14 protein-coding genes are annotated in these 15,091 nt (G+C 60.3%); 5 read left to right on the top strand and 9 right to left on the bottom strand.

The window, feature by feature from the left end:
- Window positions 1-30: 30 nt before the first annotated feature.
- The 4 genes from P2T68_RS17820 to P2T68_RS17805 are packed head-to-tail and all read right to left on the bottom strand — an operon-like array spanning window position 31 to window position 6,142.
- Window positions 31-1,224, bottom strand: coding sequence for a hybrid sensor histidine kinase/response regulator (locus P2T68_RS17820; protein ID WP_024075382.1), 1,194 nt, complete (start codon window positions 1,222-1,224; stop codon window positions 31-33).
- A complete protein-coding gene (locus tag P2T68_RS17815) occupies window positions 1,218-1,817 on the bottom strand; it encodes a chemotaxis protein CheB (protein ID WP_150055676.1) in 600 nt (199 codons plus the stop codon). The genes P2T68_RS17820 and P2T68_RS17815 overlap by 7 nt, the downstream gene beginning before the upstream one ends.
- Window positions 1,814-2,629, bottom strand: coding sequence for a protein-glutamate O-methyltransferase CheR (locus tag P2T68_RS17810; RefSeq protein WP_041161203.1), 816 nt, complete (start codon window positions 2,627-2,629; stop codon window positions 1,814-1,816). Before P2T68_RS17810 ends, P2T68_RS17815 begins: the two co-directional genes overlap by 4 nt.
- A 15-nt stretch (window positions 2,630-2,644) precedes the next feature.
- Window positions 2,645-6,142 (bottom strand): response regulator, encoded by a 3,498-nt coding sequence (locus P2T68_RS17805; protein ID WP_069076022.1) that lies wholly within the window; start codon window positions 6,140-6,142, stop codon window positions 2,645-2,647.
- A 297-nt stretch (window positions 6,143-6,439) separates the two neighbouring features.
- On the opposite strand from P2T68_RS17805, the gene P2T68_RS17800 reads away from it, so the two are divergent.
- Both P2T68_RS17800 and P2T68_RS17795 read left to right on the top strand, forming a co-directional pair.
- Window positions 6,440-6,805, top strand: a complete 366-nt coding sequence (locus P2T68_RS17800; protein ID WP_155766399.1) for a response regulator — start codon at window positions 6,440-6,442, stop codon at window positions 6,803-6,805.
- Window positions 6,806-7,034: 229 nt separating this feature from the next.
- Entirely contained in the window at window positions 7,035-8,435 is a 1,401-nt protein-coding gene (locus P2T68_RS17795) for a DUF1254 domain-containing protein (protein WP_024075377.1), read from the top strand.
- Window positions 8,436-8,447: 12 nt separating this feature from the next.
- Here P2T68_RS17795 and P2T68_RS17790 read toward each other — a convergent pair whose 3' ends face one another.
- From P2T68_RS17790 to P2T68_RS17775, 4 genes are all read right to left on the bottom strand, one after another.
- Window positions 8,448-9,119 (bottom strand): DUF3313 domain-containing protein, encoded by a 672-nt coding sequence (locus P2T68_RS17790; RefSeq protein WP_024075376.1) that lies wholly within the window; start codon window positions 9,117-9,119, stop codon window positions 8,448-8,450.
- Between the two features lie 72 nt (window positions 9,120-9,191).
- Window positions 9,192-9,686 (bottom strand): hypothetical protein, encoded by a 495-nt coding sequence (locus tag P2T68_RS17785; protein WP_024075375.1) that lies wholly within the window; start codon window positions 9,684-9,686, stop codon window positions 9,192-9,194.
- 83 nt (window positions 9,687-9,769) lie between these two features.
- On the bottom strand, window positions 9,770-10,234 hold the full coding sequence (locus P2T68_RS17780) for a DUF934 domain-containing protein (RefSeq protein WP_024075374.1): 465 nt from the start codon (window positions 10,232-10,234) through the stop codon (window positions 9,770-9,772).
- Window positions 10,231-11,895, bottom strand: a complete 1,665-nt coding sequence (locus P2T68_RS17775; RefSeq protein WP_150055673.1) for a nitrite/sulfite reductase — start codon at window positions 11,893-11,895, stop codon at window positions 10,231-10,233. Before P2T68_RS17775 ends, P2T68_RS17780 begins: the two co-directional genes overlap by 4 nt.
- A gap of 237 nt (window positions 11,896-12,132) precedes the next feature.
- Between P2T68_RS17775 and ccoN the strand changes: the two genes are divergently transcribed.
- The 3 genes from ccoN (at window position 12,133) to P2T68_RS17760 (ending at window position 14,554) form a co-directional block, all read left to right on the top strand.
- Window positions 12,133-13,560 carry a cytochrome-c oxidase, cbb3-type subunit I gene (gene ccoN / locus P2T68_RS17770; RefSeq protein WP_193689353.1) on the top strand — a complete coding sequence of 476 codons (1,428 nt, stop codon included), beginning with the start codon at window positions 12,133-12,135 and terminating at the stop codon, window positions 13,558-13,560.
- 1 nt (window position 13,561) lies between these two features.
- A complete protein-coding gene (locus tag P2T68_RS17765) occupies window positions 13,562-13,771 on the top strand; it encodes a cbb3-type cytochrome c oxidase subunit 3 (protein WP_277377955.1) in 210 nt (69 codons plus the stop codon).
- A 90-nt stretch (window positions 13,772-13,861) separates the two neighbouring features.
- On the top strand, window positions 13,862-14,554 hold the full coding sequence (locus P2T68_RS17760; protein ID WP_069076026.1) for an aspartate/glutamate racemase family protein: 693 nt from the start codon (window positions 13,862-13,864) through the stop codon (window positions 14,552-14,554).
- Here P2T68_RS17760 and P2T68_RS17755 read toward each other — a convergent pair.
- On the bottom strand, window positions 14,551-15,063 hold the full coding sequence (locus P2T68_RS17755) for a GNAT family N-acetyltransferase (protein WP_277377954.1): 513 nt from the start codon (window positions 15,061-15,063) through the stop codon (window positions 14,551-14,553). The genes P2T68_RS17760 and P2T68_RS17755 overlap by 4 nt on opposite strands.
- Between the last annotated feature and the right edge of the window lie 28 nt (window positions 15,064-15,091).

Raw genomic sequence — 15,091 nt, 5'->3', positions numbered from 1 at the left:
GCAGAGGTTGCGTCGAGGTGACGATTGATTTCACACCGGCGCATCCAGGGGCAGGCACACCCGGAACAGCGCGCCCTCGCCTATCTGGCTCTCGACTTCGATGGTGCCGCCGTGGGCCGCCACGATCTGCTCGGAAATAAACAGCCCCAGGCCCAGGCCCGCGGCTACATGGCTGGCGGATACGCGCTCGAACTGCTGGAAAATCCGCTTCTGGTTGTCTTCGCTGATCCCGATACCATGATCACGCACTTCCACCCGCGCCTCGCCGTGCACGGCATAGACGCGCACCTCCACCGGGCTCTTGGCCCCGTAGCGCAACGCATTGGTCAGCAGGTTGGAGACCACCTGCTCGATACGGAACTCGTCCCAGTTGCCCTCCACCGGCCCTTCGGCGTCCAGTTGCATCGACGACTCGGCGGCCGCCACCTGGGGGGCAAAGTTCTCCAGCAGGTTGCGTACCAATTGCGTCAAGTCAAAGCGTGCCGGGCGAATCGACAGCTTGCCGGTGCGGATACGCGACACATCGAGCATGTCTTCTATCAAGCGGATCAGGCTCTGGATCTGGCGCTCATCGCGGTCGACCATCGCGTGCATCTTGTCCAGGGTAAACGCGGCGGCGTTATCCCGCGCCAGGTGCATCTTGCGCAGTTGGGTTTCGAGGATCAGCCCGTTGAGCGGTGTACGAACCTCATGGGCAACGATCGACATAAAGTCATCGCGCATGCGCACGGCCTGTTCCAGTTCAGCCTGGGTGGCCTGCAGGCGCGTCAACAGCAGTTCCTGTTCGCGGCGACTGCGCTCAAGGGCTTCGACCTGCAGTTTCATCGCCTTGCTCTGGCGGTAGAGGTCGACGAACACATTGACTTTGCTCTTCACCGCATGGATGTCCAGGGGTTTGTGCAGGAAGTCCACGGCGCCACTTTCGTAGCCCTTGAAGGCGTAATTCAGTTCGCGGCCCGCGGCGCTGACGAACACAATCGGGATGTTCTTGGTTTTCTCGGTACCGCGCATCAGTTCGGCCAGCTCGAAACCGTTCATGCCGGGCATCTGTACATCGAGGATCGCCATGGCGAACTCATGCTCCAGCAACAACGACAAGGCCTCGTCGGCGCTCAAGGCCTTGAAGACCTGGCGATCCTCGCGCTTGATCAGCGCCTCGAGGGCCAGCAGGTTTTCCGGCAGATCGTCGACGATCAGCAGTTTGGCCTGGACAGTACTTAACATGGGGAAGATTCCAGGGAAGCCAGCAAGGAGGCAATGCGGCTCAAGGTCAGAATATGGTCGGGTGTGTGCAGGGCCAGGGCTGCCCGTGGCATCACCGCAATGCGTGCTTCGTCGGGGTCCTGTACAACCGTGGTGCCACCGCTGTGCTTGACCTGCATCAGGCCATGGGCGCCGTCATGGTTGGCGCCGGTCAACAGAATCGCGAGCAGGCCCTTGCCATAGGTATCGGCGGCGGAGGCGAACAGGTAGTCGATGGCAGGCCGGGAATGATGTACCCGGTCTTCCTGGCTCAGGGACAGGCTGCGATCATGCTCCACCGACAAGTGATAGCCAGGGCCGGCGAAATACAAGGTGCCCGGCTCGATCGCTTCTTTGTCCTGGCCTTCCCGTACCGGGATGCGCAGGCGCCGCGAAAAAACCTCGGCCAACTGGCTGCGGCGCTCATCCGGCAGGTGCAGCACGGCGACGATCGGCAGACCGAAGGTGTCGGGCAAGTCACTGAAAATACTCAGCAACGCCTCGACCCCGCCAGCGGAAGCGCCGACGACGATGGCTTCAATCCCGCGAATCGGGTTGGCGGCGGCGTCGTTCATGATTTTCGGTAGATCCGTTCCTGCTTGACCAGGGGTTCGAATTGCTTGCTGTAGCCGGAAAATTCCAGGGTTTCCTTGCTGCCCAGCACCAGGAAGCCGCGATGGCACAGCGACTCATGAAACAATCCAAACGCCCTGTCTTGCAACTTTTTATTGAAATAAATCAGAACATTACGGCATGAAATTAATTGAGTTTCTGAGAACACGCTATCGGTCGCCAGGCTATGGTCAGCGAAGGTCACATTCTCACGCAGCGTCTTGTCGAAGATCGCGTAATCGTAAGCCGCGGTGTAGTAGTCGGCAAATGAACGCTGCCCGCCAGCCTGCTGGTAGTTGGCAGTGTAGGCGCGGACATTCTCCAGAGAAAAGATCCCCTGCTTGGCTTTGTCCAGGGACGCCGGGTTGATATCGGTGGCGTAGATGATGGTGCGCTCCAGCAACCCCTCTTCACGCAGCAGGATCGCCATGGAGTACACCTCCTCCCCCGTGCTGCAGCCGGCGATCCAGATCTTGATCGACGGGTAGGTCTTGAGCAGCGGCACCACTTCCTGGCGGATCGCGAGGAAGTGCGACGGGTCGCGAAACATCTCGCTGACCGGAATCGTCAGGAATTGCAGCAACTGCATGAACGCCGCCGGGTCGTGCAGCACCCGCTCCTGCAACGCCGAAATGGTTGCGCAGTCGAACTGGCGCAGGGCGTGAGCCACGCGGCGTTTTACCGACGCACCGGAATAGTCGCGAAAGTCATAGCTGTACTTGAGGTAAATCGCCTCGATCAGCAGGCGCAGCTCAATATCGCTGCTTTTTTCCAAAAAACTTCGCTCCACTTAAATGCGTTCCATCTTCGGTAGCCATACGCGGATCAGCGAGAACAGGCGATCCAGGTCAATCGGCTTGGCCAGGTAATCGTTGGAACCCGCCGCAAGGCAGCGCTCCTGATCGTCCTTCATGGCCTTGGCGGTGACGGCAATGATCGGCAGTTTTTTCCAGCGCGGGTCCTGGCGAATCAAGGTGGTGGCTTCGTAACCGTCCATCTCGGGCATCATCACATCCATCAGCACCAGGTCGATATCGTCGATCTCATTGAGTCTATCGATGGCTTCACGACCGTTACGCCCGATGACCACCACAGCCCCCTTGTGCTCCAAGGCACTGGTCAGGGCGAAAATGTTGCGCACATCGTCGTCCACCAACAGAATCTTGCGGCCTTCGAACACCTTGTCGCGGCTGCGGGCAGTCTTGAGCATCGTCTGGCGTTCATGGGACAGCTGGGATTCGACTTTGTGCAGAAAGAGTGTCACCTCGTCCAGCAGGCGCTCCGGGGAACGGGCACCCTTGATGATGATCGAGCGCGAATACTTGCGCAGTTCGGTCTCTTCATCGCGGGTCAGGTTGCGCCCGGTGTAGACAATCACCGGCGGGAACGAGCAGATATCCTCGGTGGCCATGCGCTTGAGCAACTCGTTGCCGAGCATGTCGGGCAGCTTGAGGTCGATGATCATGCAGTCATAGACGTTGGCGCGCAGCAGGTCGAGGGCCTCCTGGGCAAAGCCGACGGCGGTGATTTCGATGTCATCGTCGCCGATCAGGCGGGCAATGCTGTCGCGTTGCAGGTCATCGTCCTCCACCAGCAGCACGCGCTTGACCTTCTGGGTCAGCTTGGCTTCCAGGCGTGCAAACACGTCCTTGAGCTCTTCGCGGGTGGTGGGCTTGACCGCATAGCCGATGGCGCCCATATGCATGGCGGCTTCGACGCGGTCTTCCACGGAAATCACATGCACCGGGATATGCCGGGTATTGGCATGTTCCTTGAGGCGCTGCAACACAGTCAGGCCCGAATGATCCGGCAGGCGCATGTCGAGCAGGATGGCATCGGGGATATATTCCTCGGCCAGGCTGTAGCCTTCGTCTGCGCCATGGGCCACCAGGCAGTGGTAACCCAACTCATGGGCCAGGTCGAACAGGATGCGGGCGAAGTTCGGCTCGTCTTCCACCACCAGGATGCAACGGGTGGTAAACGGGGCTTTCTCGCGATCGTCGGCAAACCGTGGGATCTGTTTGGCGTCCGCGATCGGCAAGGGTGATACCGCGATCGGCTTGGGCGCCGGGACCGCAACCACCTGGCGTGGCGGCTCGATAGGCGCCGCGTCTTCCTCACGCTCGATGTACTGCTCCGGCAACACCAGGGTAAATACGCTGCCCTTACCCGGCTCGCTGGTCACGCTGATATAGCCGCCGAGCAAGGTGGCCAGGTCGCGGGAAATCGACAGCCCCAGGCCCGTACCGCCGTAACGGCGGTTGGTGGTGCCGTCGGCCTGGCGGAAGGCTTCGAAGATACTTTCCTGCTGGTCCGGGGCAATACCGATGCCCGAATCACGCACGGTAAAGGCAATGCCCTCACCCGGCGCCCGGGAGACCGACAGGCTGACTTCACCTTGCTCGGTGAACTTGATGGCGTTGGACAGCAGGTTCTTGAGGATCTGCTCCAGGCGTTGGCGGTCGGTGAACAGCATGGTCGGCGAGCCTTCCAGCACTTCGACCTGGAACGCCAGCTTGCGATCGGCGGCGAGCGGTTCGAACATCCCGCGCAGGCCGTCGACCAGGCGCGCCACACTGGAGTTTTCCGGGCGCACCTCCAGTTTGCCGGCTTCCACCTTGGAAATATCCAGGATGTCGTTGATCAGATTGAGCAGGTCATTACCCGCCGAATAGATCGACTCGGCGAACTTGACCTGCTCGGCACTGAGGTTTTCCTGGGGGTTCTCGGCCAAAAGCTTGGCCAGAATCAACGAGCTGTTCAACGGCGTACGCAGCTCGTGGGACATGTTGGCGAGGAACTCGGACTTGTACTTGCTGGAGCGCTGCAACTCTTCGGCGCGGTCCTCGAGTTCGAGCTGGGCCTGGTTGAGTTCGACGTTCTTGCGGTCCATGGCGTCGCGCTGCTCCGCCAGGGTCTGGGTCTGCTCGGCCAACTGCTCGTTGGTCTGCTCCAGTTCCGCCTGTTGGGTCTCAAGGTGGGCCTGGGACTCCTTGAGGATGCGCGACTGCTCTTCGAGTTCTTCGTTGGCGGTCTTGAGCTCTTCCTGTTGCACTTGCAGCTCTTCGTTGAGCTGCTGGGTCTCGGCCAGCACTTCCTGCAGGCGCTGGCGATAACGCGCGGCTTCGATGGAAGTGCCGATATTCCCGGCGATCAGCTCCAGCAAATCAACGTCACGCTCTTCCAGAGGGCGCAGGAAACCCAGTTCGATCACGCCGTTGACCCGGTCATCGTCGCTCGTCGGCATCACCATCACGCTGCGCGTGGCGCCTTCGCCCAGGCCGGAGCTGACCTTGAAGTAGTCCACTGGCACGTCGTCGAGGCGAATCAGGCGATCCAGTTGGGCAGCCTGCCCGACGATACCTTCGTCACTGTAGATCGACTGTTCCTGCTGCTCCTGCTCGCGGGAGAAGCCGTACGTGGCCACGCGCTTGAGGCCGCCGTGTTCTTCGCGCACATACAGCGCCGCGACGGCCGAGCCCATGTACTGGGCGAAGAACTGCAAGATATTGCGGCCCAGCATGTTCAAGGTCAGTTGGCCGAGGACCTGTTCGGCCAACTCGGTCTGGCCATTACGCAACCAGGCTTGCCGCTCGAGGCGCTGCGCGATCTTCTGTTGTGACGCGAGGTTTGCGCTGTAACTATCGGATAAGGAAAGTAAATTCTTACGACCGATGTAGGCCAGAAAGCCACTCAACCCGAGTACAAATGCCAGGTACAAGCTGACGCTGATGACCGTGGTACGGGTGACGTCTTCGTTGCGGGCGATACGGAACTGCTGCTCCATCGCCACCGCATCGTCGTATTCCTTGCGAATTTCATCGGTCAGGCGCTTGCCGCGGCCGGCCTTCACAGCGCTACGGTAATCACCGCTCTCACGCTGCATATCAATCATCGATTGGGCGTACTTGTTCCACTCGATCTGCAAGGCTTCCAAGCGCTTGAGGCGGTCCACCTGCTGGGGGTTGTCCGCCACCAGGTCCTGCAAATTGCGCAAATCGGCAATGATGCGGGGCTTGGCCACTTCATACGGGTCGAGGAAATGCTCGTCACCGGTGATCAGGAAACCGCGCATGCCGGTTTCCAGGTCGACGGTCAGCTTTGACGTCTCATTGAGGTTGTTGATGACCCGGTCGGTGTGCTCCACCCACTGGATTACCGACAGCAAATAAGTGATCAGGCAGACGAAAAATACCGCGCTGAGCACGCCCACGCCCAGGGGCAGCGCGACGTTTCGGCCCAGCAGTGTACGAAAGCTCTTTTCATCGACAGTCGACGCGGGAGTCATGGGCATGCCTTGGCCAATTCAGAAAAACGAGGAGTTTGCCCCAAAGTTGCGCGCGAACGCTATTTTTCTGTATTGATTCGGCTGCTTAAATATCAGGCTGCTTGGCTCCGGAACTCCTCGCGCTTTCTTCCTCACCCAAAGAAGCAAGGGGAACAGAACAAGCCGACGGGACATTCTGCTCCACGAACGTCACAATGCCAGCAATTACTTTGGAACTTGCTGGCGTTGCTTCCACTCATTACTAAGTTGTCTTTTTGCCTTTCACGCTCAGCCCCTCACCTTTCAGGAATGTCTACTATGCCCACCGCCTCCACCATCCTTGTAGTCGAAGATGACGCCATCGTGCGCATGCTGATCGTCGATGTACTCGAAGAGTTGGAGTTCGCAGTGCTGGAGGCCGCTGATGCCGAAAAGGCGCTCGAAGTGGTTGAAGACACCCACCAGACGATTGATCTGATGATGACCGACATGGGCCTGCCGGGTATGGACGGCAAGCAACTGGCGGCCAAGGTCCGTGAGTTGCGTCCGACCTTGCCGATATTGTTCGCCAGCGGCTATGCCGAAAATATCGATGTGTCTACCGGTATGCAGGTGATCGCCAAGCCGTTCTCGATCGATCAGTTGCGCGACAAGGTCAAAGCGATGTTGCCGCCTGCCGCATGACCGCCCACTGTCAGCGCATGCTGCCCACCCTGGACGGCTGTCAGCGCCTGCGCAGCCTCTGACGTTGAATTTCTCATTTGTTGACTCGATCGGCCAAGGCAACGGCGGCTGCACGCCTGATTTCGTGCTTTTAACGTGACGTTCGGCCAATAAAAATGGAAACTCATGGCGCATCCGCGCCATGTACCATAACTCTCCCCACCAAGCCCCCCTGGAAGGACGCAACAACATGATTGGAAAACCGACGCGCCTGCTGTTGGCGAGCCTCTCGATACTCATGAGTACCGGTGCCTGGGCCGATTTCACGGCGACGCCGAGCGAAGCGCGGGCCATTGCCAAGGAAGCCTACTTGTATGGCTATCCAGTCGTTGAGATGTACAAGACGCTCTACACCCAGGCCGTTGATAAAGGCGGGGCCAACTTCAAGGCACCGTTCAACCATATCGGCAATACCGCCCAGGCGCTCACGCCAAAGGACACCGCATTCGCGACCCCGAACATCGACACACCCTATTCATTCGTGTGGATGGACCTGCGCAGCGAGCCGCTGGTGCTCACCCTGCCCAAGATCGAAGACGACCGTTACTACTCGGTGCAACTGATCGACCTCTATACGCAGAATTTCGCTTACCTGGGCACCCGCAGCACCGGCAACAATGGCGGCCACTACATGGTCGCCGGCCCGGACTGGAAAGGTCAGCAGCCAGTCAACGTGGACCGTGTGGTGTACAGCGAGAGCAATATTGCCTACGCCCTCTACCGCACTCAGTTGTTTGATGAAAAGGACCTGAACAAGGTCAAGCAGATTCAGAACGGCTACAAAGTGCAGTCGCTGAGCAATTACGTGAAGCAAGCCGCCCCGGCCAAGGCAGCCAAGATCCAATGGCCCAAGCCATTGGCGACCATGACCGAAGGACCGCAGTTGTTTCGCTACCTGAACTTCATGCTGGCCTTCGCCGCGCCCCAGGACAGCGAAAAAGACCTGCTGGCGCGCTTTGCCAAGATCGGCATTGCCCCTGGCGCCCCGTTCAAGGTCAACCAGTTGACGGCTGAACAGCGCAAGGCCCTCGAAGACGGCATTAGCGACGCCAGGGCGGAATTCGCAGCCTTTAAAAAGGACAAGCTCGACACCCATCAGGTCGCCAGCGCCGACCTGTTCGGCAGCCGTGACCGCCTGAAGAACAACTACCTGTACCGCTACGCTGGCGCCAACATCGGGATTTTCCGCAACTCGGCCGATGAGGCGGCCTCCCTGAGCTACCTCATCGACAGCGAGGGTAAACCCGCCAACGGCGCTCGTCACAGCTACACCGTCCACTTTGCCAAGGGCCAGCTGCCGCCGGCCGATGCATTCTGGTCGCTGACCATGTACGACGCCAAGACCAAGCTGCTGGTGCCCAATCACAAGAAGCGTTACCAGATCAACTCGCGGATGCTGCCCAACCTCAAGCTGGACGCCGACGGCGGCTTGACCCTGGCGCTGCAGCACCACGAACCGCCGAAAGAAGAACAAAGCAATTGGCTACCTGCCCCTCCTGGTCCGTTCTACGCGGTACTGCGGATTTACCTGCCCAAACCTGAGGTGGGCAACGGTGAATGGAAACTGCCACCGCTGACCCCTCTCAAGTAGACGCTGGCGGGCCTAAGGCTTTCTGAACTTCAGGGAGGACTGATGCAGGTCCGACGCCCAGCCATCGATGACGCCTTTTACATCATTGGGCGTCATCGCTTGTGCGTCGTTTTCCAGGGGTTTGCCGGTGCCTTTGCGCACGACCTGGGCGACGACGTTGCCGTTGGCCCCATCGAGAAACTGTGCCTCGGTACCCAGGATCGTGTCCTGGTCGCGAATGCCGCTGCCAGCGCTGACCGCCGCCGCGACTAACGCAACAGGCACATACTCATAGGGCTTGAGCCCCTGGGTCTTGGTGCTGACCGCCGTGATCGCTGCCCGCACCACCAATACCCCGTTGCCTGGCCCTTGCGCCAGGGGCAATGACTTGCCGAGCTCGCGCTTGAGCGCCTGGTTGAAGTAGTCGTTGATGCCGCGCAACGTGCTTTCGGGGATTTTCGTCGTGGCGTGGGGCTTGGGGTAGAACTGGGTGGGTTCGATATACACCGCGTTGTAGCGACTCACGTCCAGCTTGGGGTCGACCCAGCGCATCACTTCGGCCCCCGAGGGCGACTTGGCCTCCTTAAGGCGACTGTAGTCGGAAAGGAACCCCGAATATTCATCCGGTTGTGTAACTTTGCTGGCACAGCCCACCATCCCGATCGAAGCGATGCAGAGCGTGCTGATCATTCGCCTTAGCTTCATGCTTGAACTCCTTGGCAACCATCATCAGAACGTTGAGCTGTAGGTATAGCCAATCACGGAAAAATCGCGCGCTTAGCCGCGTTCGCGGGGAATCAGGCTCTGTAACTGCGCCGCGAGGAAGTTGGCGTCGAAGCCGAAGGTGTCCGGGTCTTTCAGGCCGTTGGTCTTCTTCCAGAGCCAGTCGTTCTTATCAGCGGGCAATACCAGCGAGACACTGCCATGCCGCGCGGCGGTAAGGCCCATGACCGACACGCAGATCAACCCGCCGGCGCCCATGACCTCGGGCACGAACTCGACGTTTTTGCCGGTGATCTGCACCGTGAGTTTTTCCGTGTTGAAAGGCGATGTCTCCACCGGCATGCTCGGGCCGCTGGCCACGTAGGCTTCGCGGTGAACCTCCAGCAAGCCATGGGTCTTGACCGGTTCCAGCCACTGCTCGATCTGCTGGAACAACTCGCCGAGCTTTTGCGCCCAGCGGGCTGATTGCACATCGAACTGCTGTTTTTTATGCGCTTCGCTATCGGCGTAATGACGAAGCATCTCGCCCAGTTGCTGTACATCGTCCATTGCGGATTTCCTTGGGTGAGCCCATTTGCGAAACCCGATCATGGCAGATGCGGCGCCTGGCCGTACGATTAACGCCCGCCAGGCTATCGCCTGCGAAACAACGGCCGTGGCTCGATGGCGCTGCGGCCATACAGCACGCTCATCCCCGCCAGGCCCTTGAGGGCATCCTCGGCGGACTTGTCGGCGCGCAGCGCAAACGCATCGAACCCGCATTGACGCATATGGCTGAGTTGGTCGCGCAATACATCGCCAATTGCGCGCAACTCACCTTGCCAGCCCAGTCGCGTGCGCAACAGATAGGCTTGGCTGTAGGCACGTCCATCGCGAAAGCTGGGGAAGTCCAGGGCGATCAGCGGCAAGGTGGCGAGCCAGGGTTGCAGGTGCTCGACCTCATCATCCGGCCCCAACCACACGCCCTGCCCCGCCTCATAGGCCGCCAGCGGCAGGATCAACGGGCCAGGCGCTCGCACCTCGTCGCGCACCAATACCCAGGGGTCATCCTCGACGATCCGCGCCACACCCTGTTCCAGCCTCAATAGGTTGATCATGCCGGCTGCCCCGCGTAGACCCGTTCCTTGAACGGCTCCAGGCCAATGCGCTGCAGCGTGTCGACAAAACGCTCCTCGCTTTCGCGGTAGCGCACGAAGGTGCTGATGACTCGCTCGATCACATCGGGAATTTCGGCGGCGCTGAACGATGGCCCGATCACTTTGCCCAAGGCGCTGTGCTTGCCCTGGGCGCCACCGAGGGTGATCTGGTACCACTCGCTGCCATTCTTGTCGACGCCAAGAATGCCGATATTGCCGATGTGGTGATGGCCGCAGGCATTGATGCAGCCGGAAATATTCAAGCTGATATCACCCAGGTCATGCAGGTAGTCCAGGTTATCGAAACGCTGCTGGATCGCCTGGGCGATGGGGATCGACTTGGCGTTGGCCAAGGCGCAGAAATCGCCGCCCGGGCAGGCAATGATATCGGTCAACAAGCCGATATTGGCCGCACCCAGGTCGTGTTCGCAGGCCAGTGTCCACAGGGCATGCAGCTGTTCCTTGGGCACGTCCGGCAGCACGATGTTCTGCTCATGGGCGATGCGTATTTCCCCAAAGCCGAAACGCTCTGACCACTGCGCCACGGCATCCATTTGCCGGGCGGTCACATCGCCCGGCGGCGCGCTGATTCCCGGCTTGGTGGAAAGCACCACGCTGGTGTAGCCCGGTACTTTATGTGGCATCACATTACGGCTGACCCAGCGTGCAAAGTGCGGGTTGTCCGCCAGGGCGGTGCCATAAGCCAGGCTGGTGTCGGCCAGGTGCGCATAGGCCGGTGGGACGAAGGCCGACGCCACACGGGTATATTCGGCGTCGGTCAACTGCGCCGGGCCGTCACGCAAGTACTGCCACTCTTCTTCCACCTCGCGGGAAAACGCTTCGATCCCCAGGGCCTTGACCAGGATCTTGATGCGCGCCTTGTATTTGTTATCCCGCCGACCGTGGCGGTTGTACACGCGCAATATCGCCTCGACATAGGACAACAGGTGCTGCCACGGCAACCCCTCGCGAATCATCAGCCCCAGGATTGGCGTGCGCCCCAGCCCACCGCCCACCATCACGCGCAACAGCATGTCGCCCTGGCGGTCACGGTAAAGGTACAGGCCGATGTCATGCATCATGATCGCGGCGCGGTCTTCGTCGGCCGAGCAGATGGCGATCTTGAACTTGCGGGGCAGGAACAGGAACTCCGGGTTGATGGTCGACCACTGCCGCAGGATCTCCGCCAGCGGGCGCGGGTCCAGAATCTCATCGGCGGCGACCCCGGCAAAGGCCTCCGTGGTGATATTGCGCACGCAGTTACCGGAGGTCTGGATCGCATGCATGTCGACCTGGGCCAGGCGTTCGAGGATGTCGGGCACCTGGTGCAGTTCGATCCAGTTGAATTGCAGGTTCTGCCGCGTAGTGAAATGGCCGTAGCCACGGTCGTAATCCCGTGCAATGCCAGCCAGCGTGCGCAATTGCCCGGCACTCAAGGTGCCGTAGGGGATTGCCACACGCAGCATGTAGGCATGCTTTTGCAGGTACAGGCCGTTTTGCAGGCGCAGCGGCAGGAACTCCTCCTCGCTCAGGTCGCCGGCGATAAAGCGTTCCACCTGGTCACGAAATTGCGCCACGCGCTCGAACACCAACGCCCGGTCGTATGCGTCGTATTGGTACATATCACTGCCTCATCAGGGTGGGCCGCATCCACGGTGCGGCTTCTATGGCACGACTATGCACCTGCGGCGCAGCGCGTTATAGATTCACATCCAGCGATAAAAAGCGGATCAGATGGCCTTAGAGCAGCGTTTTCAGGCTGGATAAACTGATCCGCAGTAATGAGGTTTTTCTGAGTCTGTTTTGTTTTGCCCACGCTTCCTACAGTGCCGCCACTTGGAACCGTGGGAGGACTGAGCATGACTACAGCAGCAACCGGACAGGCCTATAACTATAAAGTCGTCCGCCAATTCGTGATCGCCACCCTCGTGTGGGGCGTGGTGGGCATGGCCATGGGCGTCTGGATCGCCTCGCAACTGGTCTGGCCCGAGATGAACCTTGACCTGCCCTGGACCACCTTTGGTCGCCTGCGACCGCTGCACACCAGCCTGGTGATCTTCGGTTTTGCCGGCAGTGCGCAATTTGCCGCCAGTTACTACGCGGTACAACGCACCTGCCAGGTTCGGCTGTTTTCCGACACGCTGGCCGCATTCACCTTCTGGGGCTGGCAGTCAGTGATCGTGATCATGCTGGTCAGCCTGCCACTGGGCTACACCACCACCAAGGAATACGCCGAGATCGAGTTCTCCGGCGCGGTGTGGATGACCGTGGTGTGGGTGGCCTATGCCATTGTGTTTTTCACCACCGTGGTGCGGCGCAAGACCGCGCATATCTACGTGGGCAACTGGTTCTTCGGCGCGTTTATCCTGGTGATCGCGATGCTGCACGTGGTCAATCACCTGGCGATCCCGGTGGACTGGTTCAAGTCATATCCGGTCTACGCCGGGGCCACCGACGCGATGGTGCAATGGTGGTACGGACATAACGCCGTAGGCTTTTTCCTGACTACCGGTTTTCTCGGGATGATGTACTACTTCGTGCCCAAACAAGTCGGGCGTCCGGTGTATTCCTATCGCCTGTCCATCGTGCACTTCTGGGCGTTGATCACCCTGTATATCTGGGCCGGCCCACACCACCTGCACTACACCGCGCTGCCGGACTGGGCACAGTCGCTGGGCATGGCGATGTCATTGATCCTGCTGGCGCCAAGCTGGGGCGGCATGATCAACGGCATGATGACCTTGTCCGGCGCCTGGCATAAGTTACGCACCGACCCCATCCTGCGCTTTTTGGTGTTGTCGCTTGCGTTCTACGGCATGTCGACCTTCGAGGGCCCGATGATGGCGATCAAGACGGTCAACGCCCTCTCCCACTACACCGACTGGACCATCGGCCACGTCCACGCCGGAGCCTTGGGCTGGGTGGCGATGATTACCTTTGGCGCGCTCTACCACATGATCCCCAAGGTATTCGGGCGTGAACAAATGCACAGCGTGCCCCTGATCAACCTGCACTTCTGGTTGGCGACCATCGGCACGGTGTTGTACATCGCCTCGATGTGGGTCAACGGTATCACCCAGGGCTTGATGTGGCGGGCGGTGAACGATGACGGCACGCTCACCTACTCGTTTGTCGAAGCCTTGCAGGCCAGCCACCCCGGCTTTGTGGTGCGTTTTGCCGGCGGCTTGTTCTTTCTCAGCGGCATGCTGCTGATGGCCTACAACACCTGGCGCACGGTGCGGGTCGCCGACTTGCATGTGGCCCAACTCGATGCGCGGATCGCTTGATATGTGGAGTGTCCTCATACTGATATGCCTGTATGGCGCGGTGGAGTACTGCCTGCGCGGACAGACCAACGAGAGCCTGGATGAGGCCAGTCTGATTCCCTTTGCCGACGACCCGGAAGTGGCACGGCGGGTGGAGCTGGCCACGGGAAAACCGGTCCACGCGGTGGCACCGGAAACCGCCCGGCCGGGCTGGATCAACCTGGACATGTGAAACTGCTCCGGTCATTTGCTCGGCAACTGCGTATGACTATTCGGCGACCGATGAGTAAGGTGGGGCGACATTCCTTGTCAGGAGCATCGCATGCGCACCATCGGCCTTATCGGCGGCATGAGCTGGGAGTCCAGCGCCGAGTACTACCGCATCATCAACCAGCACGTGCGCGACCAGCTCGGCCCGCTGCGCTCGGCGCAATTGTTGATGTACAGCGTGGACTTCGGCCCGGTGGAACAGGCCCAGCATGCCGGGCGTTGGGACGACGCCGCGCTGATCCTGGAAGATGCCGCGCGCCGCTTGCAGGCCGGGGGAGCCGAGTGCGTAGTGCTGTGTACCAATACCATGCACCTGGTGGCGCCGCGTATTGAGGCGGCGGTGTCGATCCCATTCCTGCATATCGCCGATGCCGCCAGTGCGGCGGCCGTCGAAGCGGGCACCTTGACGGTCGGCTTGCTCGGCACGGCGTTCACCATGGAGCAGGACTTTCTCAAATCACGCCTGGCCGCCCAGGGCTTGACCGTGCTGGTGCCCGAGGCGCATGAACGCCAGGCGGTACACCGGATCATCTATGAGGAGTTGTGTGTGGGGGTGATCAGCGAGGCGTCACGCCAGGTGTACCAGCGGGTGATCGAGTCCCTGGGCGCACGCGGCGCCCAGGCCATCATCCTCGGGTGTACGGAAATCAGCCTGCTGATCAAGCCGGAACACAGCGACCTGCCGCTGCTGGACACCACCGAGCTGCATGCGCAGGCTGCGGTGGCGTTTGCCTTGCAGGATTAAGCCGACCGACGCAGGCGCGCCATGCTCAGGGTGTCGACGAACACACCATCACGCAGGGCGTAATCGCGCAGCCGCCCTTCGACTTCGAAGCCGAACTTGCGATACAGGTTATGCGCGGCTTCGTTGTCGGCATACACCGTGAGTTCGACACGGTGCAGGTTCATCCAGTTGTCGGCCACGTCCAGCGCAGCGGCCAACAACCGCGAGCCCACACCCTTGCCTTGCCAAGCCGTGGCCACGCCCATGCCGAACGATCCCGCATGGGCCTGGCGTACGCGCAGGTACTGTTCCAGGCCAAGCTGGCCAATCACTTCCCCCCCATGCAGCGCCACCAGTTGGAGCCGCCGCTCGTTGTCCATCACCAGGCGTTTGCGCCAGGTTTCAGCGGATTGGAAAGGCATCTGCAGCACCTGACGGCACACGGCCGGCTCGTTGTAGAGCGCGGCGACGCCTTCAAGGTGAGCTTCGGTAAAGCGCTGGATCACGATATGGGGTTCAGGCGGGTGCATTGTGTTTCATCCTTTGAAAAACAAGTGG

Origin of the sequence: Pseudomonas sp. G11, assembly GCF_029457515.1 — a bacterium.
In the GTDB taxonomy this organism is placed as follows: Bacteria; Pseudomonadota; Gammaproteobacteria; order Pseudomonadales; family Pseudomonadaceae; genus Aquipseudomonas; species Aquipseudomonas gorinensis.
Note: the sequence above shows the minus strand (reverse complement) of the source record. Positions and strands in the feature narration are given on the sequence as shown.

Bases quoted from the DNA above. Each gene is read 5' to 3' on its own strand.
- P2T68_RS17820 (WP_024075382.1), bottom strand. From the start codon at position 1,224: ATGTTAAGTACTGTCCAGGCCAAACTGCTGATCGTCGACGATCTGCCG.
- P2T68_RS17815 (WP_150055676.1), bottom strand. From the start codon at position 1,817: ATGAACGACGCCGCCGCCAACCCGATTCGCGGGATTGAAGCCATCGTC.
- P2T68_RS17805 (WP_069076022.1), bottom strand. From the start codon at position 6,142: ATGACTCCCGCGTCGACTGTCGATGAAAAGAGCTTTCGTACACTGCTG.
- P2T68_RS17800 (WP_155766399.1), top strand. From the start codon at position 6,440: ATGCCCACCGCCTCCACCATCCTTGTAGTCGAAGATGACGCCATCGTG.
- P2T68_RS17795 (WP_024075377.1), top strand. From the start codon at position 7,035: ATGATTGGAAAACCGACGCGCCTGCTGTTGGCGAGCCTCTCGATACTC.
- P2T68_RS17790 (WP_024075376.1), bottom strand. From the start codon at position 9,119: ATGAAGCTAAGGCGAATGATCAGCACGCTCTGCATCGCTTCGATCGGG.
- P2T68_RS17785 (WP_024075375.1), bottom strand. From the start codon at position 9,686: ATGGACGATGTACAGCAACTGGGCGAGATGCTTCGTCATTACGCCGAT.
- P2T68_RS17780 (WP_024075374.1), bottom strand. From the start codon at position 10,234: ATGATCAACCTATTGAGGCTGGAACAGGGTGTGGCGCGGATCGTCGAG.
- P2T68_RS17775 (WP_150055673.1), bottom strand. From the start codon at position 11,895: ATGTACCAATACGACGCATACGACCGGGCGTTGGTGTTCGAGCGCGTG.
- ccoN (WP_193689353.1), top strand. From the start codon at position 12,133: ATGACTACAGCAGCAACCGGACAGGCCTATAACTATAAAGTCGTCCGC.
- P2T68_RS17765 (WP_277377955.1), top strand. From the start codon at position 13,562: ATGTGGAGTGTCCTCATACTGATATGCCTGTATGGCGCGGTGGAGTAC.
- P2T68_RS17760 (WP_069076026.1), top strand. From the start codon at position 13,862: ATGCGCACCATCGGCCTTATCGGCGGCATGAGCTGGGAGTCCAGCGCC.
- P2T68_RS17755 (WP_277377954.1), bottom strand. From the start codon at position 15,063: ATGCACCCGCCTGAACCCCATATCGTGATCCAGCGCTTTACCGAAGCT.